Origin of the sequence: Leucobacter sp. gxy201 (genome assembly GCF_051043335.1) — a bacterium.
Taxonomy (GTDB): domain Bacteria; phylum Actinomycetota; class Actinomycetes; order Actinomycetales; family Microbacteriaceae; genus Leucobacter.
On the sequence record NZ_JAMXWS010000007.1, the window covers coordinates 1 to 21,500 of the forward strand.

Here is a 21,500-nt window from a genome sequence, read left to right on the forward strand (position 1 = left end):
CGTTGGCGCCCCCACGCGACTCCAACCGCCTCCGCGGCACTCGAAGCGGAACTCTCACCGCGAGACGCGCCCTACGGCGCGAGATGACGGCATGCGTACCGCACGCAAGGGCGTGTCTCGTGCACTCGGGGCGTCTCGTGCCGACGCGGCTTCGGAGATGACTCCGAAACGCTCAGTTCTGGGGCTCGAGGAAAGTTCTCAACTCGGTCGCGTCGCCGTCGGCGCGCACCCAGCTCGAGAAATAGAACGTTCCGGCCGGGCCCGTGAGCAAGGTCACTTCGGCCGCCGCCGCGCAGGCGCCCCGGGGGTTGGTCGTGACGTTCTCGGCCAGGCGAACGCGCACGCTCGCCGGCTGCCCCGCGACACGAGAACCATCCTCGATTCCCACCTGGCTCCAGGCGCCCGAGCACTCGAGCTCCACGTACTCGAACGTCCCACCGACAGTGCAGCCGTCGTCGGTCACCGTCGCACGCAGATCGTACTCCGCGCCGTGCGGTTCGATCACATGGCCGCGATAGTCGCGCACCCCGGAGGGGCCGGCCATCCGCAAGTCGCGGCGCACCGACCCGTCTGCGCAGCTGGAGGTCTCCGAGGCCGACGATGCCCCGGCGCTCTGATCGCCCGACGCCTCGGGTTCGGCCGTCTGCGAAGGCCGCCGGTCCGATTCGGCATCCGAATTCTTGGATCCGCCGACATCGACGGAGAGCTGCGCCGAGCACCCCGTTACCGCGAGCACGCCGAACACAGCCGCTGCCGCCCAGGCGCGAAGCAGCCTGGTTCTCAATGCACCATCGTGCTTCAACACCGACATCACAGCCTCCGCATCGATGCCTCACAGGAGAGGCTTCCCCGCACAGGCTACCGGAGAAGCGAGCAACGGAGCGCGCAGCTCATCGATGGCGCGCACGACCGAGCAGCAGTCGCACTGAGCACCGCTCGCGCTACAGCGCCCGGAGCCATTCCGTCCGCCCTGCCCCGTCGGCCGTCACTGCGGCCGAGTCGCCTTGCCGTCGAGCCAGAGCGTATCGGACTCGTCACGATGGGACCCCGTGCTGCCGACGTGCTTGCCGTCGATCTGCGGCCCCTTCTTGATGACGTGGACGAGTGCCATGCCGTGCCCCCGCCCGAGCCCGTACTCCTCTTTCAACCAGTCGAGGATGACCCCCGCCTTGACGTCGGGCGCATCGTATCCGCGGCTCTGGGCGATGTCGATGAATTCGCGGGGCACGAGGCCGGTCTTGTCCTCGATGGTGTCGAGGTACGCCTGGAATGACATCTGCGGGCTCCTTCGGTCGAGTGATCTCGGCGAACCTGTTCAGAGTACCGGCCAGGGCGATGGCATCGGAAGCCTCAGCACAGCACGAGAGGCGCCCTCCAGACCAGTATTGGAGGGCGCCTCTCGTGAACGCCGCAGGCGCGAGGCGGGGTGAACCCGTTCTACTCGGCGGCCGCGGCCTCGATGACGTGCTTGCGGGGCTGCGCGTCGGGCAGCTCGCCCGTCGTCTCCCCCATTCGGTGGATGCGCAGCGTGTTCGTCGAACCGGTGACCCCGGGAGGGGAACCGGCGATGATGAGCACCTTGTCGCCGAGCTCGGCGAGGCCGTGCGAGAGCAGCACCTCGTCGACCTGGTCGAACATCTCATCGGTCGATCCGACGCGGTCGACCTCGTAGCTGTTGGCGCCCCAGGTGAGCTCCATCTTGCGTCGGATGGCGTAACTGGGGGTGAACCCGATGATCGGGATGGGCTTGCGCAGACGCGACATGCGGCGCACGGTGTCGCCGGACTCGGTGAACACGCAGATGAACTTCGCGCCGATGAAGTCCGCGACCTCGGAGGCCGCAAGTGTCAGCGCGCCGCCCTGCGTACGGGGAGCCGTGCCGATGGGGTCGATGCGGTCGAGCGCGTGATCCTCGGTGGCTTCGATGATGCGCGCCATGGTGGCGACGGCCTCGACGGGGTACGCGCCGACGCTCGTCTCGCCCGAGAGCATCACGGCATCCGCACCGTCGAGCACGGCGTTGGCGCAGTCGGAGGCCTCGGCGCGCGTCGGGCGCGGGTTCTCGATCATCGATTCGAAGACCTGGGTCGCCACGATGACCGGCTTGGCGTTGCGTCGCGCGAGCGCGATCGCCTCGGTCTGCACGAGCGGCACGCGCTCGAGGGGCAGCTCGACGCCCAGATCGCCGCGGGCGACCATGATGCCGTCGAATGCGGCGACGATCTCCTCGAGGTTGTCCACTGCCTGCGGCTTCTCGATCTTGGCGATGACGGGGAGGCGCTTGCCCTCCTCCTCCATGATCTCGTGCACCCGGGTGATGTCCGCCGCGTCGCGCACGAACGAGAGCGCGATGTAGTCGGCCCCCAGCTGCAGCGCCCACCGCAGGTCGGCCTCGTCCTTGTCCGACAGCGCAGGCACGTTCACGGCGACGCCGGGCAGGTTGATGCCCTTGTTGTTCGAGATCGCGCCGGGCACCTCGACGACCGTGTAGACGGTGTCGTCGGTCACTCGGGTGGCGCGCAGCGCGACCTTGCCGTCGTCGATGAGCAGCGGGTCGCCGGGGTTCACGTCGCCGGGAAGCCCCTTGTGGGTGGTGCCGCCGATAGTGCGGTCGCCGACGATGTCGCGCGTCGTGATCGCGAACTCGTCGCCCTCGGCGAGTTCGTACGGCCCGTTCTCGAAGGTGGCGAGGCGGATCTTCGGGCCCTGCAGGTCGGCGAGCACCGCGATGGGGCGCGAGACCTCGGCCTCGGCGCGGCGGATATTGCGGTAGATGCCCTCGTGCACGTTGTACGTGCCGTGCGACATGTTGAGACGGGCGACGTTCACGCCCGCCCGGATCAGGTCGAGGGTGTGGTCATAGCTCGATACGGCCGGTCCCCATGTTGCAACGATCTTCGCGTGACGCAATTGTTCTCCTCGAAGTGCGATGTGTCGATTATTTGGTGGTGGGTTCGGCAGGGGCAGCCGCCAGGTCTTCGACATCGTCATCGGCCGCTGCCGCCGGGGTCGAGTCGCCACGATCGATGACGTGGAAGAACTCGTCGGGGTTCGCGGTATCCGCGAGCACCGAGTCGGCGGGGTTGCGGCGCCCGGGCAGGTAGACGCTGGTCTCGAGCCCGGGATGGCGATGACGCTGTACGAAGATGATGATGAGGCCCAGAAGCACCGCGAGCAGTGCGGTCAGCACGTTGGTGCGGAGGCCGAGAATGATGAGGCTCGGGTCGACGCGCAGCGATTCGGTGAATGCGCGGCCGAGACCGTACCAGATGAGGTAGCAGCCGAAGAACATGCCCCAGCGCGGGCGCCAGCGGCGCTCGATGGCGAGCAGCACGATGATGCCGAGCACGTTCCACAGCGATTCGTAGATGAACGTCGGGTGGAAGAGCGTGTCCGCGGGCAGGCCGACGGGGAAAGCGGAGTTCGAGGGTTCGATCTCGAGGCCCCACGGCAGAGTGGTCGGGCCGCCGAAGAGTTCGTGGTTGAACCAGTTGCCGAACCGGCCGATCGACTGCGCGAGCAGCAGGCCCGGCACGAGGGCGTCGGCGAACGAGCCGAACCGGATGCCGGTGATGCGGGAGGCGATGAGTACGCCGATGCCGCCGCCGAGCAGCGCACCGAAGATGGCGATGCCGCCGTTCCAGAACGCGAAGATCTCGAGCGGGTTCTTCCCGGCGCCGAAGTAGTCGCTCCAGTGCGAGAGCACATGGTAGAGGCGCGCGCCGATGATACCGAGCACGAGGGCCCAGACGATGAAGTCGAGCGTCGCGCCGCGCTCACCGCCGCGACGGCCGAGACGGCTCGCCGTCCAGAAGCCCGCAAGCACGATGCCGAGCAGAATGCAGAGCGCATAGAGGTAGATGCGCAGTGGACCGAGTTCGATGAACTGGATCTCGGGGCTCGGAATACTCGACGGGAGGATCATTCACTCATCTTTCACCGGCGGCCGCTCCGCCGGAACCTGTTGTGCGTACCGCTCGACGCGGTGGACGGGACAATTCTAGCTTGCGCGCTACCGTGCGGTTCCTGAGGCGATGGTGCGCACCGCTTCCGCCAGGCGCTCCACACCGCCGTCCAGCAGCGCGCGCACGAAGACGGTGCCGACGATGGCTCCGTCCGCGTACTCGAGCGCCGACGAGACCTGCTCGGGGGTCGAGAGGCCGATACCGACGCAGGCGACCGACGATCCCTGTTCGCGCAGACGCGCCGTGAGCCCGCGCGCGGCCGCATCGAGCTCGGCGCGCTCGCCCGTGATGCCCATCGTGGAGACGGTGTAGACGAAGCCGGTCGATGCGCCGACGACGAGGCGGAGGCGCTCGTCGCTCGAACTCGGGGCTGCGAGGAAGACGCGATCGAGGCCGAAGCGCTCGCTCGTCTCGATCCAGTCGGCGGCGATGTCGGGCGTGATGTCGGGCGTGATGAGCCCCGCGCCGCCGGCCTCGGCGAGGTCGCGGGCGAAGCGCTCGACGCCGTACTGCATCACCGGGTTCCAATACGTCATGACGAGCACCGGCACGTCGACCGCCTCGCGCACTCGGCGCACGGCCTCGAATACGTCGCGCACGCGGAAGCCCCGGGCGAGCGCGGTCTCGGTCGCCTTCTGGATGACGACGCCGTCCATCACCGGGTCGGAGTACGGGAGGCCGAGCTCGATCACGTCGACGCCGTTTTGCGCCATCGCGATCGCCGCATCGACGCTCGTATCGAGATCGGGGAAACCGACCGGCAAGTAGCCGATCAGCGCGCCCTTGCGATGCCGCTGGGCCGCACGAATGGCGGTTTCGACTTGCGAGGCAGTCACGTTCAACCCTCGATTCCCGAGTGCTCGTCGAGCAGGCCGAAGTAGCGGCCCGCCGTCGCCATATCCTTATCGCCGCGGCCCGACAGGCTCACCGCGATCACGCCTTCGGCGCCGAGCTCGCGGCCGATGCGCAGCGCGCCTGCGAGGGCGTGGGCCGACTCGATCGCCGGAATGATGCCCTCGGTGCGGCTGAGCAGACGCAGCGCCTGCATCGCTTCGTCATCGGTCGCCGGGATGTACTCGGCGCGTCCGATGTCGGCGAGCCACGAGTGCTCGGGGCCGACCCCCGGGTAGTCGAGGCCGGCGGAGATCGAGTGCGATTCGATCGTCTGGCCGTCCTCGTCCTGCAGCACATAGGTCTTCGACCCGTGCAGCACGCCGGGGCGGCCGCGCTCGATCGAGGCGGCATGTCGCTCGGTGTCGACGCCGTCGCCGGCCGCTTCGACGCCGTACAGCTTCACATCGGCGTCGTCGAGGAAGGCGTCGAACATGCCGATCGCGTTCGAGCCGCCGCCGACGCAGGCGACGACCGCATCGGGCAGGCGCCCGGCCTTCTCGAGCAGCTGGGCGCGCGCCTCTTCCGAGATGATCTTCTGGAAGTCGCGCACCATCGCGGGGAACGGATGCGGGCCGGCAGCGGTGCCGAAGATGTAGTTCGTGGTCTCGACGCTCGCCACCCAGTCGCGGTAGGCCTCGTTGATCGCGTCCTTCAACGTGCGCGACCCCGTCTTCACGGGCACCACCTCAGCGCCGAGCAGGCGCATGCGTGCGACGTTGAGCGCCTGGCGTTCGGTGTCGACCTCGCCCATGTAGATGGTGCACTCCAGGCCGAACAGCGCGGCCGCGGTCGCCGTCGCGACGCCGTGCTGACCGGCTCCGGTCTCGGCGATGACGCGCTGCTTGCCGAGGCGGCGGGTCAAGAGCGCCTGGCCGAGCACGTTGTTGATCTTGTGCGAGCCGGTGTGGTTGAGGTCTTCGCGCTTCAGGAAGATGCGCGCCCCGCCGGCGTGCTCCGCGAACCTCGGAGCCTCGGTGATGGGCGACGGCCGGCCGGCGTAATCGCGCAGCAGGTCGAGCAGCTCGGCTTGGAACGCCGGGTCGGCTTTCGCCTCGTCGTAGGCCTCGGTGAGCTCGTCGATGGCGGCGATGAGCGATTCGGGCATGTACCGGCCGCCGTAGTCGCCGAAGAACGGACCGTGCTGATCGCGGAGTTTCGCTGTCATCTCACACCTGCTCGGGGTTTCAGACGCTCAGATACGAGGCGAGCGTCGCAATGGGGTCATTGGTGACGAGGGCTTCGCCCACGAGCACCGCGTCGGCGCCTGCCTCGCGATAGCGCTCGACATCGGAGACATCGAGCACCGCCGACTCGGCGACGCGGATGACCCCGGCGGGAATCTGGTCGGCGACGCGGCCGAACAGTTCCCGGTCGAGCTCGAACGTCTGCAGATTGCGGGCGTTGACGCCGACGAGCTCGGCGCCGAGGTCGACCGCCCGGGCGACCTCGGTGTCGGAATGCGCCTCGACGAGCGGCGTCATGCCGAGTTCGCGGATCATCGTGTACAACTGCGCGAGGCGATCCTGCGGCAGCGCAGCGACGATGAGCAGCACGAGGTCGGCTCCTGCCGCCCGCGCCTCGAGCACCTGGTACTCGTCGCCGATGAAGTCCTTGCGCAGCACCGGGATGCTGACGGCCTTGCGCACGGCCTCGAGGTCGGCGATCGACCCCTTGAACCGGCGCTGCTCGGTGAGCACGCTGACCACGCTGGCGCCGCCGGCCTCGTACTGCGAGGCGAGGGCCTGCGGTTCGGCGATCTCGGCGAGGTCGCCGCGCGACGGGCTCGCCCGTTTCACCTCGGCGATCACCTTGATGTGATCGGCGGGCGACAGGGCCGCCAGCGCGTCGAGCGCGGGGGTCTTCGCGAGCGCGTCGGCCTCGACCTGCGCGTACGGCCGAAGCTCCCTGCGGGCCTGCGCGTCTTCCAGCGACCCTGCGAGCAGTTCGTCTAACACTCTAGTCGTGCGATTTGGGGGTGAAACGGGGGCCGTTCACGCCGAAACCGGCCTTGGCGAGGATGAAGCCGAGCAATGCGCCGACCAGCACCACACCGGCGCAGACCCACACCATGGCTGCCATGTGCAGGAAGAAGAAGACGGTGCCGGCTGCGATGCCGATCAGCATCACTACAACTGCGGTCCATGCCGCGGGTGAATCGCCGTGACCGGGCTCTTCGTGCTGGGTACTCATGAATCTCCTCTGAACAGATTTGAATGCTTCGATCCTACCTGAAATCGTCGGCCGGGTTGTCATCCGCCGGGCCCGGGTCGTCCGACGGGTTCGGCCCGTCCGAATCCGTCGGGTCACCGCCCGGCCGGGCGCACCGAAGAAACGCACCGCGTTTCGCGCCCACGCCGCGGCTCGCGCCTCGCGAGCCGTTCAGGATGACTCACGCCGACGGGTTCGGCCCGTCCGAATCCGTCGGGTCACCGCCTTCGGACAGCGCGTCCCAGTCCGAGATGCGGTCGGGCGCCCCGCCCGAGCGCTTCGGCGCCTCGGCGCCGTCGTACTTGCGCCCCGCCGCCGCCCAGCGCCCCGAGGTGATGAGGACGACGAGGCCGAGCACGACCGCCGCGGCGCCCGCTGCGGCGCTCAGATAGCCCCAGAAGGCGACTTCGAGCGCCGAGACGGCCGCGGTGCTCCGGTCGCCGCTGATGCCGGTCAGCTCGGTGATGCGGCCCGAGAGAGCCGCGAGCGGGTTCGCGAGCACGCCGATGGTGAGCGCGGTCGCTCCGGCCCCGAGCAGCGCGACGAGGGCGCCGAGGATGCGCCGGAACACGGGCCCCGCGATCGTGAGGGCGAGGGCGGCCGCGATCAGGGCGATGAAGATCGGGGTGAGGGCCGCGTTCACCTCGTGGCCGGTGACGGTCTCGGTCGCGGACGCGCCGTCGAGCGCGAACGACACCCACGTCTGCGAGCCGGCCAGGAGCCCCGCGGCCCCGACGACCGCGGTACCGAGGAGCACGAGCGGCTTCATGCGCATCTCAGGCACCGCCCAGTTCGTGCAGAGTATTGGCGATGGCGACGGCCCGGAGCGGAGCGGCCGCCTTGCTCTGGCACTCCGCGTCCTCGGTCTCGGGCACGGAGTCGGCGACGATTCCCGCACCGGCCTGGATCATCGCGACGCCGTCCTTGATGGTCGCGGTGCGGATCGCGATCGCGAGATCGGCTGCGCCGCCGAGACCGAAGTAACCGACGACTCCCCCGTACACGCCGCGCTGCACGGGCTCGAGATCGCCGATGATCTGCAGGGCGCGCGGTTTCGGGGCGCCCGAGAGGGTGCCTGCCGGGAAGGTGGCTCGGAAGACGTCGACCGGGTTGCATTCGCCCCGTACCCGGCCCTCGACCGACGACACGATGTGCATGATGTGGCTGAAGCGCTCGACCGTCATGAACTCGGTCACCTCGACCGAGTTCGGTTCGCATACCCGCAGCAGGTCGTTGCGGGCGAGGTCGACGAGCATGAGGTGCTCGGCCCGCTCCTTCTCGTCGGCCAGCAGGTCGCGCTCGTGCTGCTGGTCGGCGTCGACGGTGGCGCCGCGGGGGCGGGAGCCGGCGATCGGGTGTGTCATCACGTGACCCGACTCCTGCACCGTGACGAGCGCCTCCGGGCTCGACCCGACGACCGCGAAGGGCGCGCCCGAGGCGTCCTCGAGCTGCAGCAGGTAGAGGTAGGGGCTCGGGTTGAGGTGCCGCAGCACCCGGTAGACGTCGAGGGGGTCGGCCTCGCAGGGCTGGTCGAAGCGCTGCGACGGCACGACCTGGAAGATGTCGCCGTCGACGATGTGGCGCTTGGCGATCTCGACGGCGGCCATGAACTCCGGGGTCGAGGTGAGGCGCGCGGCGTCGGGCATGGCGGTGCGGTCCAGGGATCCGAGCGGCGACGGCACGGGGGCCGCGAGCGCGGCCTCGAGCACATCCAGGCGCGCCTGGGCGTCGGCCCACTGCGCGTCGGCCGGTTCGCTGTCTGCCCGGTCGCAGAGCACGTTCGCGAGCAGCACGACCGAGCCCTCGCGGTGGTCGATCACGACGAGCTCGGAGACGAAGCCGAGACCCTGCGTCGGGAGCCCCGGGCCCTCGGCGGGCCCGCCCTCGAGGCGCTCGAACTGATGCACGGTCTCCCACCCGAGGTAGCCGACGAAGCCGCTCGCGAGCGGCGGCAGGCCCTCGACCTGCGGCGACCGCCACCGCTCGTAGACCGCGCGCAGCGCCTCGACCGGGGCGAGCGATGCGACGCCTCCGGGCAGCAGGCGCTCCTCGTCGAGAGCATCCGAGACGGCTTTCCAGTGCGCACGGCCGTCGCGCTCGCCGAGCACGCCGAAGCTGCCGGCTCCGACGAAGCTGAAGCGGGTCCAGACGCCGCCCTGCTCCGCCGATTCGAGCAGGAAGGTACCGGGACGGGACGCGGCGACCTTGCGGTAGATGCTCACCGGAGTATCCGCATCGGCGAAGATCTCGCGGCAGACGGGAACGACCGGGTGGGCGGCGCGCGCGGCTTCGAAGTCGCTGCGTGAGGTAGTGAGGGTCACTCCTCCAGCCTATCGCGGCGGCTCAGGGCCGCCGCCGCGGTCGGACGTCCGCGCTGCGGTCAGGCGTCGGCCGCGTCGTCCTGCGCCGGGTCGCCGATGAGGGCCGCGATCTCCCTGCCGGTGAAGCAGGTGCGGGTGCCGGTGTGGCAGGCGGCGCCGAGCTGGATCACGCGCACGAGCAGCGTGTCGCCGTCGCAGTCCATCGAGACGCCGCGCACGTACTGCCGGTGCCCGGAGGTGTCGCCTTTGCGCCAGTACTGCTGCCGCGACCGCGACCAGAAGGTCACGCGCCCGGTGGTGAGCGTGCGGCGCACCGATTCGCGGTTCATCCAGGCGAGCATCAGCACCTCGCCCGAATCGTCGTCCTGGATGATCGCGGGCAGCAGGCCGTCGGCGTTGAAGACGAGGCCGGCGGGCACGGGGTCGACGGCGCTCATGCGCGCTCCCCCGCGGTCAGCCGCACCTCGTGCCCGGACTCGTGGAGGGCGCGCTTCACTTCGCCGATCGTGAGCTTGCCGTAGTGGAACACGGAGGCCGCGAGCACCGCGTCGGCGCCGGCGTCGACGGCGGGCGCGAAGTGCTCCAGCTCCCCGGCGCCGCCCGACGCGATCACGGGAACGTGCGAGAGCGCGCGCACGTCGCGCGTGAGCTCCAGGTCGAAGCCGTCCTGGGTGCCGTCGGCGTCCATCGAGTTCACGAGCAGTTCGCCGACGCCGCGGTCGACCGCTTCGCGGCACCATGCGAGCGCGTCGAGGTCGGTCTCCTGCTTACCGCCGTGCGTGGTGACGACGAAGCCCGAGGGCATACGATCGCTGCGCTTCACGTCGAGCGAGAGCACGAGCACCTGCGCGCCGAAGCGGTCGGCGATCTCGCCGATCACGTCCGGGCGCGCGATCGCACCGCTGTTGATGCCGACCTTGTCGGCGCCGACCTCGAGCAGTCTCGCCACATCGTCGACCTCGCGCACTCCGCCGCCGACGGTGAGCGGGATGAACACCTGCTCGGCGGTGCGGCGCACGACGTCGTAGGTCGTCGAGCGGCCGTCGACCGTGGCGGTGACGTCGAGGAAGGTGAGCTCGTCAGCCCCCTGCTCGGCGTACTTCGCGGCGAGTTCGACGGGGTCGCCCGCATCCTGCAGGTTCAAGAAGTTGACGCCTTTGACGACGCGGCCGCCCGCGACGTCGAGGCACGGGATCACGCGGACCGCGACGCTCATGCTGCTCTCCTGCTCATCGGGTGCTCGGCCGCTACAGGCGCGCCGCGTGGATCGGCGTCACGAGGATGGCCCGTGCGCCGAGGTCGTAGAGCTCGTCCATGATGGTGTTCGCCTCGTCGGCGCTCACCATGACGCGCACGGCCACCCATTCCTCGTCCTTCAGCGGCGAGACGGTGGGAGATTCGATTCCCGTCGCGACCGCGGTGGCGGCCTCGAGGCGCGCGACGGGGAGGTCGTAGTCCATGATCACGTACTTGCGGGCGACGAGCACGCCGCGCAGGCGGCGCAGCAGGCGCTCGATGCCAGCATGCTCGTTCGGGCCGCCGATGAGCACGGCGGTCGATTCGAGGATCACGGGGCCGAAGATCTCGAGGCCCGCGGCCTTCAGCGTGGCGCCGGTGGACACGACGTCGGCGACCGCGTCGGCGACGCCGAGCTGCACCGCCGACTCCACGGCGCCGTCGAGCTTGACGAGCACCGACTCGACACCGCGGGCGCGCAGGAAGTCGTCGACGAGCTTGGGGTAGCTGGTCGCGATGCGCAGGCCGGCGAGCTGCGAGATGTCGGTGATGCCGTCGCCCGCGGGCGAGGCGAAGCGGAAGGTGGAATCGGCGAACGCGAGCTGTTCGATCTCGGTCGCATCCGAACCCGAGTCGAGCAGCAGGTCGCGGCCCGTGATGCCGACGTCGAGTGCGCCCGAACCGACATAGGTCGCGATGTCGCGCGGGCGCAGGTAGAAGAACTCGACGTCGTTGCGAGTGTCGGCGTGCACGAGCTTGCGGCTATCGCGTCGACCGGAGTACCCGGCCTCCGTGAGCATCTCGGCGGCGACTTCCGACAGGGATCCCTTGTTGGGGACTGCGATACGCAGCATGCGCGATGTTTCCTTACGGTTCAGAGGTAGCGATAGACGTCTTCGAGCTTCAGGCCCTTGGCGAGCATGAGCACCTGCAGGTGGTAGAGCAGCTGGCTGATCTCTTCGGCGCAGGCGTCGTCGCCCTCGTGCTCCGCGGCCATCCAGACCTCGGCCGCCTCCTCGACGATCTTCTTCCCGATCGCATGCACGCCGGCGTCGAGGCGCGCGACCGTGTCGCTGCCCTCCGGGCGAGTCTCCGCCTTGCGGCTGAGTTCCGAGAAGAGATCATCGAAAGTTTTCACCCGTCCAGCCTACCGGGTTCTCCCGGCGTCGCCCCGCGTGCGCGGAACAGGTCGCGGGTTCAATGCGCGTGGGCAGCGGCGGCGAGACGGAGCTCGGCGATCCGGTCCTCGGGCACTCCGCCGTAGACGGCGGATCCGGCGACGAAGGTGTCGGCTCCCGCCTCCGCGGCGATCGCGATCGTATCCTTCGAGATGCCGCCGTCGACCTGCAGCCACACATCGAGGCCGAGCCGCTCGCGCGCCTCGGCGAAGCGGCGCAGCTTCGGCATCATGTCGTGCATGAACGACTGCCCGCCGAAGCCGGGCTCGACGGTCATGACGAGCACCTGATCGAACTCGGGCAGCAGCTCGAGGTAGGGTTCGGGGTCGGTGCCGGGCTTGAGCGCGATGCCGGCGCGCGCTCCGATATCGCGCAGGCGGCGCGCGAGCTTCACCGGCTCCTCGGCCGCCTCGGCATGGAAGGTCACCGAGTAGGCTCCGAGCTCGGCGTACCCGGGCGCCCAGCGGTCGGCGTCGGAGATCATGAGGTGCACGTCGAGCGGCACGGGCGACACGGCCTGGATGCGTTCGACGATCGGCGGGCCCATCGTGAGATTCGGCACGAAGTGGTTGTCCATCACATCGACGTGCACGAGGTCGGCGGTGCTGATCGCCTCGAGTTCGGCCTGCAGGTTCACGAAGTCGGCGGAGAGGATGCTCGGGTTGATGCGCTGTGCGGTCACGATGCCAGCCTATTCGATGCGGACGCCGCGCCGCCGGACCGGGCGGAATCGCGACGGCCCGATGCGCCACGACCCGCCGCACGGCTCGTATAGTGTCTGCCATGGATGCGCAACGCGACCGACCGGATCAGTCGGCACCGCCGGCCGGTCTGCAGCCTCCCGCCGGGATGCGGCCGCCGCAGGGGCTGCCGGCGCCGGAAGGGCTGGATGCACCAGCGGGCCTCCAGGCGCCCGCCGGGATGCCGGCCCCGGTGGGCATGCAGCCGCCCACGGGCCTCCGGGCGCCGACGGACGCGGCGCCCGCCGACCGATCCGCCGCGCCCGCGGCGCCCGAGATCCCGATCCCCGCGGCCGTCGCGGCGCCCGCCGCTGCTCCCGTGCCCGCCGCAGCCGCGCCCGCGCCCGCCGCGGTGCCGTCTGCATCTGCGCCGCCACCCCGCTCGGCGCCTCGCAGCACCCCGGCGCCGGCCGCTCCTGCGCAGCCCGTCTCGGCACCGTCGCCGACCCGCCCGCGGACCGCGGCGCCCGCACAGACCAGGATCCCGGCGTCGAGCGGAGGCGGAAGCCGGGGCGGCGCGGGCGGCCGGGCCCGCCGGGCCATCTCGTTCATCGGCGGAGGCGTCGGCATCCTCGCGATCGTGCTGATCGGCATCGTCTTCATCGGCCCGAAGTTCTCGGCCCCGCCGGGAAGCCCCGGATCCTCCGAAGCCGCCGAGGCCGAGCAGACCGTCGAGCAGTTCCTGACGGCGCTCGCCGACGGGGATGCCGAGACGGCGCGGAGCCTTTCGGGCGGCGATCTCTCCGACCCGCTGCTGACCGATCAGGTGCTCGACGCGTCGAATGGGCTCGCCCCGCTCGGCGGCATCGAGATCGACTCCGAAGCGACGTACCGGGGCGAGTACGACGAGACGATCGTGAGCGCCGCGTTCGACATCGGCGACCGCACCGTCGAGCGCGAGTTCGAGGTGTGGCAGTACGGCGAGGACTGGGAGATCTCGAACGCGATGTTCACCTTCTCCCTGTCGCAGTTCTCGGGGCTCGAACCGATGGTGAACGGCGTGTCCGTGACCGACGACTCGTTCAGCCTGTTCCCGGGGGCGTACGAGGTCGAGCTCGGCAATACGGCCTTCGAGACGTCGGGCGGCAGCGATCCGCTCGTCATCGCCGACGAAGCAGACGACATGGCCTTCTACGACCTCGAACCCGCGCTGACCGATCGGTCCGTGACGATCTTCCGCATGCTCGTCACGGAGTCGCTCACGCAGTGCGTCGCGCGGACCTCGCTGACGACGCCCTGCGGCATGGATGTCGACGGCACCTTCGACGGCGGCGAGGTCGCGATCGACGGTACCGTGCAGCGGTCGCTGACCTCCGAGACCGATGCGGCGATCGCCGCGCTCGAACCGCGCTTCGACTTCGACCGGCCGACCGTCGTCGTCGCATACGACTTCATTCCGGTGAAGATCGTCGTGGAGGTCGAGCTGGACGGCGAACGGAGTACCGGCGAGGTGGGGTACGGCGCCGACCCGCTGACCCCGACGGTCGACTTCTCGTCCGCGCGGCCGACGGTCAGCTGGGAGTGACCGGGCCGGGCGGCGCCCACTTCGGCTTCGCCGGAGCCAGCTGCGGCTCCCGCGAGAACTGTCCGGTGACGAGCAGCGCCGAGACGACGACTGCGAGCAGGATCCAGCCGGGCACCCCGAGGGGGTTCACGAACAGCATGTCGGGCGGCGTGTCGGTCGCCGCCATGCCGATGACCAGCAGCCCGCCCGCGGCGTTGAACGAGGCGTGGGCGATCGCCGACGGCCAGATCGAGGCGGTGCGCAGCCGCAACCAGCCGAAGAACACGCCCCAAGCCGTGCAGCCCGCGATCATGAGCACGACACCCACCCAGTCGGTGCGGTTGAAGTTGTAGCCAAGCAGGATCACCGGCGCATGCCAGAGGCCCCAGATGGCGCCCGACACGAGCAGGGCGGGCCAGGCGCCGAGCGGTCGGAGGGCCGGCAGCAGCCAGCCGCGCCAGCCGATCTCCTCGCCGAGCGCGGGAATCATGTTGAGCACGCCGCCGAGCAGGATGACGCCGATCTGCACGGCGACGAGCATGCCGATGGGCGGCATCGCCGCCCGCGCCGCGGCAGTGGCCGCAGGGTCGAGGCCGAGGCCATCGATCTGCGCGTCGACGGCCTGCCGGAAGCCGGAGAAGCCCGACAGGTCGAGCTGCAGCCAGCCGAACATCGCAGAGATGCCGAGGCAGGCCGCGACGAGCAGCACCGGCACGAAGTTCATCACGACCGAGAACCAGACGACGCGCTTCGCCGGGCGCAGCGGCCAGATGCCGAGCAGGCGCATGCGCTCGCGTCCGGGCCGCTTCATGAGGAAGACCACGACGAGAGCGGCGAGCGTCGGCGTGAACATCATCGCGCCGGCGAGCACTCCGAAGAGCGTCGCATAGGCCGAGGGCTCGAAGTCGACGAACCAGAGCGGCAGGGCGACGAGCCAGGCGAGCGCATAGGCGACCGCCACGAATACGGCGACCGCGGGCCACGGCACTTCATCGAACCGGTCGGGCCGCGCTCCCGCGGAGTGCATCTCGGGTGACTGCTCGCGCAGGTCGTCGGTCATGCGGAATCGGCCTCCTGCCGTTCGATGAGCGCGATGAACATGGCATCGGTGTCGTGCCGGTGCGGCCACAACTGCGCGCTGAGCGCATCGCCGGCGAGGTCGACGCCGTAACGGGTGATCGAGTCCACGGCCCGCTTCGCGTCGAGCTCGACGAGCCCGGGATGGGTGCGCAGCAGGCGGTCGACCACGACGCGGGTCTCGGCGAGGTGGGGCGAGCAGGTGACGTAGGCGAGCGTGCCGCCGACCGCGAGATGGGCGACCGCGGCCTCGAGCAGCTCCTCCTGCAGCGCCGTCAGCTCGGGCAGATCGGACGGCTGCTTGCGCCAGCGGGCCTCGGGCCGACGGCGCAGTGCGCCGAGCCCCGAGCACGGCGCGTCGACCAGGATGCGGTCGAACATCGCGCGCTGCGGGCCGCGGTCACCGAACGCCCCGGGGCCGCGGCCGTCGAACGCGACGACCTCGACCGCATCCGCCACCGGCTCGACGGAGCGCCGCACGAGAGTGGCGCGATGCTGCGACACCTCGTTCGCGCGCAGCGTCGCGCCGCCCCGCAGCGCCTCGGCGCCGAGCACGGCCGATTTGCCGCCCGGCCCCGCGCACAGATCGAGCCAGCGTTCCCCCGGCCGCACCGGGCGCAGCCGGGTCAGCGCGAGGGCCGCGAGCTGCGACCCCTGATCCTGCACGCGCACGAACCCCTCGGGGGCGCCGATGGCCTCGATGGCTCGGCCGGGGTCGCCGCCGGCGAGCTCGAGGCCCATCGGCGACGGCCCTTCGGCGGTGACCTCGAAGCCCGCCTCCCGCCCGCGTTCCTCGGCCGTGAGCGGCACGACGCCGACGCCCGGCAGCATCGCGAGCTGCACCGACGGGGCGGCGTTGTCGGCCGCGAGCAGCTCCTCGAGCTCGTGCTCGCGCCCCTCCGATCGGAGCGCTGCGCGCAGCGCCCGCACGATCCATGCGGGGTGCGAGGTGCGGGCGCTCAGCGCGCCGTCCGCGGTGTCGGCGGCGTCGTCGATACGCTCGTCCCACTGCTCGTTGGTGCTGCGGCCCACGGTGCGCAGCACGCCGTTCACGAAGCCGGCCGCGTTCTCGTTCGCGACGCGGCGCTGCAGCTCGACGCTCTCGTTCACGGCCGCGTGCGATGCGGTGCGCATGCCGAGCAGCTGGTGCACTCCGAGGCGCAGCACGTTGCGCGTGCGCGCATCGATCTCGTCGATCGGGCGGTCTGCCGCGAGCTCGATGATGCGGTCGTAGCGGCCGCGGCCGCGCAGCGCCCCGGCGGCGAGCTCGGTCGCGAGGGCCGCATCGCGGCCGTCGAGCCGGGCCTCGCGGATGCGCGACGGCAGCGCGAGGTTCGCGTAGGCGTCCCGCTCCTCGACGTCGCGCAGCACGTCGTAGGCGACGAGGCGCGCGGGCGAGATCGCCACCCGCGACGCATGGCGCCGCGGCGCCGAGCCCCGCTCCGGACGATGCGACCGGCCCGACCGGTTGCCCGGCCCCCGCCGCTCCCCTCGGTTCTCGCTCATGACAGCACCGCCTCTCCACTGCGGCCGCGCAACCAGGCGGCCCCGTCCATCGCCGGCTTCCCCGCCGGCTGCACCCGCACCAGTTCGAGGTCGCCGCCGTCGAGCCGCAGCACGGCCCGCCCCGCGACGAGGCGCACCGTGCCCGCGCTCGGCGATCCCTGGCGAGCATCGCCCCCGGTCGCCGCAGCAGCGTCGGCGGCCGCACCGAATCTGCGCAGCTCGTGCAGCTTGAGCGGCTGCCCGTCGAACATCGCGAACGCCCCCGGCTCGGGGGTCATGCCCGCCCAGTGCGCCAGCACCTCGGTCGCATCGCGCGCGAGATCGAGCCTGCCGTCGTCGCGGCTCAGCTTGTGCGCGGTGCTCGCCCCGCCCGTCTGCTCCTCGCCCGCACCCGGGTCGGCCTCGAGCGCCGAGATCGCCGCGAGCACCGCGTCGGTGCCGTACTCCGACAGCGCCGTGAGCGCCTCTCCCGCGGAGGTGCCCTCCGCGAACGTCAGCGCGTCGCGCGTGACGACGGCGCCCGCGTCGAGCGCCTCGACCAACCGGAACACCGTGACGCCGAGGCGCTGCTCCCCCGCCGCGAGCGCCCGCTGCACCGGCGCGGCTCCCCGCCAGCGCGGCAGCTCCGAGAAGTGCAGATTGACCCAACCGTGCAGCGGTAGCGACAGCAGCGGCTCGCGCACGAGCCCGCCGTACGCGACGATGACTCCCAGTTCTGCGTCGAGGCCGCGCACCCAGTCGGTGGCGGCGTCATCGAGCCGGTTCGCCTTCAGCACCGGCAGACCGAGCTGCTCTGCCGCCACGGCGACCGGCGACGGCGTCAGCACTCGCTTGCGGCCGAACGGCGCGTCCTCGCGCGTGATGACGCCGACGAGCTCGTGCGTCTTCGCGAGGGCGTGCAGACTCGGGACCGCGAATTCCGGAGTTCCGGCGAAGACGATGCGCATGGCCCCCATTCTTGCAGTTGCCGATGCCCGGTCGCGAGGGCGCGAGCCCGTGTCGCCGGCGATCCTGATATGATTCCCGGCATGCATATCGTGAATCAGTGGTGGCTCGTCTGAGGGCGAGCTGTCACGTATGCATGAACACGACACCGCCTGCCGCAGGCGGTTTTTTTGTCCTCCTCGGTGGGCGCAATGAAGCAAAGGATCTCCACCATGAGCGAATCTCACAACTCCATCTACCGCGCCGATGCGGGCGGCTACTTCGGCGAGTTCGGCGGAGCCGTGCTGCCGCCGTTCCTCGTCGGCCCCATGGCCGAGGTCGCCGAGGCGTACGAGGCGGCGAAGCAGGATCCGGCGTTCACCGACGAGCTGCAGTCGTTGCTGTCGAAGTACGTCGGCCGCCCGTCGCTGCTCTACTTCGCGGAGAATCTGACCGAGAAGCTCGGCGGCGCGAAGGTCTATCTGAAGCGCGAGGACCTCAACCACACGGGCGCGCATAAGATCAACCACTGCCTCGGCGAGGCACTGCTCGCCAAGCGCATGGGCAAGAAGAAGGTCATCGCCGAGACCGGCGCCGGTCAGCACGGCGTCGCCCTCGCGACCGCGGCGGCGCTCGTGGGCCTCGAATGCGAGATCCACATGGGCGCGATCGACGTCGAGAAGCAGCACCCGAACGTCGTGCGCATGGAGCTGCTCGGCGCGAAGGTCGTCGCCGTCGAGGAGGGCGGCCGGTCGCTGAAGGAGGCCGTCGACTCGGCCTTCGGCGTGTACGCCGCGAACCCCGAGGAGTATCTGTTCGCGATCGGTTCCGTCGTCGGCCCGCACCCCTTCCCCTCGATGGTGCGCGACTTCCAGTCGGTCGTGGGCCGCGAAGCGCGCGCCCAGATCCTCGAGGCCGAGGGGCGCCTGCCCGACGCGCTCGTGGCGTGCGTCGGCGGCGGTTCGAACGCGATGGGGCTCTTCGACGCGTTCCTCGAGGACGAGTCGGTGCGCGTGATCGGCGTGGAGCCCGCCGGCGAGGGCCTCGACACCGAGCGCCACGCCGCGACCATGACGCTCGGCGTCATCGGCGATATCCACGGCATGCACACGAAGGTGCTGCTCGACGAGGCGGGCGATCCGGCCCCCGTGCACTCGATCGGCTCGGGCATCGACTACCCCGGCGTCGGGCCGCAGCACGCGCACCTCGAGCAGATCGGCCGCGGCGAGTATGTGACCGTGACCGACGCCGAGGCGCTCGACGCGTTCCAGCTGCTCACCCGCACCGAGGGCATCATCCCCGCGCTCGAGTCGTCGCATGCGCTCGCCCACGTCGTGAAGCTCGCACCCGAGCTCGGCCCCGATCAGATCATCATCGCGAACCTGTCGGGCCGCGGCGACAAGGACGTCGACTTCGTAGCGGAGCGGCTGAAGAACGCGTAGCGTTCTGAACCCGCTCCGCAGGCGCCACAGCGCCTGCCCACGGAGCGCAGCGCGGGGCGGGAGCGGCTGAAGAACGCGGTGCGTTCAGCGGGCTGCTCCGCGTGCGCCACAGCGCACGTCCACTGCAGTGTGCCGTGAGCTCGTTCGGAGATGCGAGTTCGTTCGGACGATTCGAGGCGTTTTCGTCCGAACGACCGCTCTGATCCGAACGAGCTCACGCACTGCGCGCGTTGCACGCGCTCACACGCGGTTCGAGCGAACAGGCCGCCGGCGATGACGACGCCCTACCCGTCGAAGACGCCGCGGTCGTCGAAGCGCAGCCGCAGCGCCTCGGGACGGGCGCGGCCGGTCGGCTTGCCGCGCGCCGACGATCCGGCGGCGTCGGCGACGAGCGCGCCTCGGAGCCTGCGCGCGACTTCGGCGCCGCGAGCGTAGTCGAAGCGCACGATCGCGCGCACCAGACCGCGCGGCACGTTCGCACTGCCGCCGGGCGGCACGGGCGCGGGCCCGACGTGGTCGACGCCCGCGAGCCCCTCGAGCTGTGCGAGCGCGCGCTCGACCTCGTTCGGGCCGCCGCTCACGCTGGCGACCCGCACCGCCGGCGGATACCGCAGCGCGGTCCGGTCGCGCAGCTCCTGCTGCAGCCACTGCTCGGTGCGGCCCGTGACGAACGCCTGCACGACCGGGCCGCCGCCCGCCGCCATCAGACAGCGCCCCTCGGGGGCGGTGAGGGCGGCGGCGTTCTCCCACCATCTCAGGCAGTCCTCCCCCGCGCGCAGGCTCTCGAGACCGAGCAGGCGCTCGGCGTCGAGCAGCACGACGGCCCGGTATCCGCCGGCGGCGAGCGGCTCCGCGCCACGGGTGGCGACCACGAGCGCGGGGCGCGCGTCGACGCTCTCGCGCGGGTGCTCGCCGTCGCTCAGCAGCACGCGCACGCCCGGGAACTGCTGCTCGAACTGCTCGACGGTGCGGCCGGCGCCCATGCCGCGCTCCTGGAACGCGCGGCCGTCGCAGGTGGCGCAGTGCCACTGGTTCGCGAACTCGCCGCACCAGCGGCACGATGCGCGCCCGACGACGCGGAAGCCGATCGGCCCGGTGCAGGAGTTGCAGCGGGCGAGATCGCCGCAGTCGACACACACCGCGATGGGCGCATACCCCGGTGTCGCCACCTGCGCGAGCACCGGCCCGCGCTTGAGCCCCTCGCGAATGGTGCGCGCCGCGATCTCGGGCACGCGCCCGGCGAAAGCGTCGGGAGTCATGGAGGCGTCGGCGTGGATGATGCGGGCGCGCTTCGGCGGATTCTGCTGCGCCCGCACGTAGCCGATCTCGACGAGGCGCTGCACCTCGGCGCTGCGCGCGTGCGAGGCGAAGAGCAGCCCGGTGGATTCGGACCCGCGTGCACCCTCTGCATGCGCTGCATTCTCTACATGCTCTGCGCTCTCAGAGGCCTCCGCGCTGCGCGCAACCTCTACCGGGAGCGAGGCGCGCACGAGCGCAGCATCCCGCGCGTGCACGTACGGCGTCAGCAGTTCTGCGAGCAGCGGGTCGCCGTCGTCCCAGACGATGATCGCGCCGAGGCGGTGGGCTGGCGCGTAGACGGCTGAGCGGTTGCCGAGGATGATGCGCGGCTCGGCGTCGAGCGCGCGCAGGAAGCCGGCGTAGCGCTCGGCGTTCGACTGCCGGGAGTCGACGCGCACGAACTCGGTATGCCCGAGGGCCTGCAGTGCGTCGCGCAGCTGATCGAGGTCGCGGTAATCGGGGGCGACGAGGATCGCGCTGCGGCCGCGGCCGTGCACCTCGACGGCGACGCGCGCGAGCTGCGCCGCCCAGCCGCCCACCCATTCGCCGGTCGGCAGGCGTTCGGGGCCGTGCGACGCCGTGTGCGCGAGCCTGCCGCCGGTAAGCAGCTCGTCGACGAGCGCGGACTCCCCGGCAGCCGGCTCGGGAGCGGAATCTCCTGCGGCAGCCGTCGCAGACACCGGAGCCTCAGCAGTAATAGCGGTACCGGAGGCGGTACTGGATGCGGTACCGGCGTCAGGCTCGGCGGCGGGAGCGCCGTCCGGCTCGGCTTCGGTTTGGCCGACCGCAGCGGCCGCGGCGAGGTGCTTCTTCTCGACGCGCACCTGCCGGGTCGGGATGGCGAGGCGGAGGATGTCGCCGGCCGACCCGCCGGCACGGTCGGCGACGGCGCGCGCGAGCCGCCATACCTCGGGGGCCAGCACGGGCACCGGGCCGACGATGTCGGCGATCGGCGAGAGCGACCCCGAGAACTCGCTGCGCTCGGCGAAGCCGATGACGTAGCCGAAGTTCTTGCGCTGCTGCGACCGGAACGGCACGCGCACGCGCTGCCCGACGCGCAGCTCTTCGGCGAGCTCGGGCGGCACGGCGTAGTCGAAGAGGTGGTCGAGCTGCGGCAGCGCCGAATCGAGCAGCACTCGCGCGACCGGGCGGCCGTTCGCAGCCTCCGCCCGGTCGAAGGCGCTCGCCGGGCTCATCGTTTGCCCT

Annotated in this window: 21 protein-coding genes; 2 read left to right on the plus strand and 19 right to left on the minus strand. The window is 70.8% G+C overall.

Features of this window, described 5'->3' with window-relative positions:
- Positions 1 to 172: 172 nt before the first annotated feature.
- The 15 genes from NHL51_RS11595 to rpe form a co-directional block, all read right to left on the minus strand.
- Positions 173 to 784: a hypothetical protein gene (locus NHL51_RS11595; RefSeq protein WP_434143948.1), complete on the minus strand. Its 612-nt coding sequence runs from the start codon at positions 782 to 784 to the stop codon at positions 173 to 175.
- Between the two features lie 201 nt (positions 785 to 985).
- Positions 986 to 1,276, minus strand: a complete 291-nt coding sequence (locus NHL51_RS11600; RefSeq protein ID WP_434143949.1) for a DUF4287 domain-containing protein — start codon at positions 1,274 to 1,276, stop codon at positions 986 to 988.
- Between the two features lie 161 nt (positions 1,277 to 1,437).
- On the minus strand, positions 1,438 to 2,910 hold the full coding sequence (gene pyk / locus NHL51_RS11605; protein ID WP_434143950.1) for a pyruvate kinase: 1,473 nt from the start codon (positions 2,908 to 2,910) through the stop codon (positions 1,438 to 1,440).
- 28 nt (positions 2,911 to 2,938) lie between these two features.
- The gene (gene lgt / locus NHL51_RS11610; protein WP_434143952.1) at positions 2,939 to 3,925 is read right to left on the minus strand and encodes a prolipoprotein diacylglyceryl transferase; all 987 of its coding nucleotides are present in this window, start codon (positions 3,923 to 3,925) and stop codon (positions 2,939 to 2,941) included.
- 87 nt (positions 3,926 to 4,012) lie between these two features.
- Positions 4,013 to 4,801 carry a tryptophan synthase subunit alpha gene (gene trpA / locus NHL51_RS11615; protein WP_434143954.1) on the minus strand — a complete coding sequence of 263 codons (789 nt, stop codon included), beginning with the start codon at positions 4,799 to 4,801 and terminating at the stop codon, positions 4,013 to 4,015.
- A 2-nt stretch (positions 4,802 to 4,803) separates the two neighbouring features.
- Entirely contained in the window at positions 4,804 to 6,024 is a 1,221-nt protein-coding gene (gene trpB / locus NHL51_RS11620; RefSeq protein ID WP_434143956.1) for a tryptophan synthase subunit beta, read from the minus strand.
- 19 nt (positions 6,025 to 6,043) lie between these two features.
- The gene (gene trpC, locus NHL51_RS11625) at positions 6,044 to 6,814 is read right to left on the minus strand and encodes an indole-3-glycerol phosphate synthase TrpC (RefSeq protein WP_434143957.1); all 771 of its coding nucleotides are present in this window, start codon (positions 6,812 to 6,814) and stop codon (positions 6,044 to 6,046) included.
- 1 nt (position 6,815) lies between these two features.
- Positions 6,816 to 7,049: a DUF6704 family protein gene (locus tag NHL51_RS11630; RefSeq protein ID WP_434143958.1), complete on the minus strand. Its 234-nt coding sequence runs from the start codon at positions 7,047 to 7,049 to the stop codon at positions 6,816 to 6,818.
- A 199-nt stretch (positions 7,050 to 7,248) separates the two neighbouring features.
- Positions 7,249 to 7,842, minus strand: a complete 594-nt coding sequence (locus NHL51_RS11635) for a Trp biosynthesis-associated membrane protein (protein WP_434144110.1) — start codon at positions 7,840 to 7,842, stop codon at positions 7,249 to 7,251.
- A 1-nt stretch (position 7,843) separates the two neighbouring features.
- Positions 7,844 to 9,388, minus strand: coding sequence for an anthranilate synthase component I (locus NHL51_RS11640; RefSeq protein ID WP_434143960.1), 1,545 nt, complete (start codon positions 9,386 to 9,388; stop codon positions 7,844 to 7,846).
- A 59-nt stretch (positions 9,389 to 9,447) separates the two neighbouring features.
- Complete coding sequence (hisI, locus tag NHL51_RS11645; RefSeq protein WP_434143962.1) at positions 9,448 to 9,825, minus strand: phosphoribosyl-AMP cyclohydrolase; 378 nt, start codon at positions 9,823 to 9,825, stop codon at positions 9,448 to 9,450.
- Positions 9,822 to 10,604: an imidazole glycerol phosphate synthase subunit HisF gene (gene hisF / locus NHL51_RS11650; protein ID WP_434143964.1), complete on the minus strand. Its 783-nt coding sequence runs from the start codon at positions 10,602 to 10,604 to the stop codon at positions 9,822 to 9,824. The genes hisI and hisF overlap by 4 nt, the downstream gene beginning before the upstream one ends.
- Positions 10,605 to 10,635: 31 nt before the next feature.
- Entirely contained in the window at positions 10,636 to 11,478 is an 843-nt protein-coding gene (gene hisG / locus NHL51_RS11655) for an ATP phosphoribosyltransferase (RefSeq protein WP_434143966.1), read from the minus strand.
- 20 nt (positions 11,479 to 11,498) lie between these two features.
- The gene (locus NHL51_RS11660) at positions 11,499 to 11,762 is read right to left on the minus strand and encodes a phosphoribosyl-ATP diphosphatase (protein WP_434143968.1); all 264 of its coding nucleotides are present in this window, start codon (positions 11,760 to 11,762) and stop codon (positions 11,499 to 11,501) included.
- A gap of 59 nt (positions 11,763 to 11,821) precedes the next feature.
- On the minus strand, positions 11,822 to 12,484 hold the full coding sequence (gene rpe / locus NHL51_RS11665) for a ribulose-phosphate 3-epimerase (protein WP_434143970.1): 663 nt from the start codon (positions 12,482 to 12,484) through the stop codon (positions 11,822 to 11,824).
- Between the two features lie 101 nt (positions 12,485 to 12,585).
- On the opposite strand from rpe, the gene NHL51_RS11670 reads away from it, so the two are divergent.
- Positions 12,586 to 14,067, plus strand: coding sequence for a hypothetical protein (locus tag NHL51_RS11670; protein ID WP_434143971.1), 1,482 nt, complete (start codon positions 12,586 to 12,588; stop codon positions 14,065 to 14,067).
- Here the strand turns inward: NHL51_RS11670 and NHL51_RS11675 are convergent.
- The 3 genes from NHL51_RS11675 to NHL51_RS11685 are packed head-to-tail and all read right to left on the minus strand — an operon-like array spanning position 14,054 to position 17,576.
- Entirely contained in the window at positions 14,054 to 15,106 is a 1,053-nt protein-coding gene (locus tag NHL51_RS11675; protein ID WP_434143973.1) for a lysostaphin resistance A-like protein, read from the minus strand. The genes NHL51_RS11670 and NHL51_RS11675 overlap by 14 nt on opposite strands.
- Positions 15,103 to 16,629, minus strand: a complete 1,527-nt coding sequence (locus NHL51_RS11680) for an RsmB/NOP family class I SAM-dependent RNA methyltransferase (RefSeq protein WP_434143975.1) — start codon at positions 16,627 to 16,629, stop codon at positions 15,103 to 15,105. The genes NHL51_RS11675 and NHL51_RS11680 overlap by 4 nt, the downstream gene beginning before the upstream one ends.
- Positions 16,626 to 17,576, minus strand: a complete 951-nt coding sequence (locus tag NHL51_RS11685; RefSeq protein WP_434143977.1) for a methionyl-tRNA formyltransferase — start codon at positions 17,574 to 17,576, stop codon at positions 16,626 to 16,628. Before NHL51_RS11685 ends, NHL51_RS11680 begins: the two co-directional genes overlap by 4 nt.
- Before the next feature lie 210 nt (positions 17,577 to 17,786).
- On the opposite strand from NHL51_RS11685, the gene trpB (NHL51_RS11690) reads away from it, so the two are divergent.
- Positions 17,787 to 18,995, plus strand: coding sequence for a tryptophan synthase subunit beta (trpB, locus tag NHL51_RS11690; protein ID WP_434143979.1), 1,209 nt, complete (start codon positions 17,787 to 17,789; stop codon positions 18,993 to 18,995).
- Between the two features lie 284 nt (positions 18,996 to 19,279).
- Here the strand turns inward: trpB (NHL51_RS11690) and NHL51_RS11695 are convergent, their stop codons facing one another.
- Entirely contained in the window at positions 19,280 to 21,490 is a 2,211-nt protein-coding gene (locus NHL51_RS11695) for a hypothetical protein (RefSeq protein WP_434143981.1), read from the minus strand.
- Between the last annotated feature and the right edge of the window lie 10 nt (positions 21,491 to 21,500).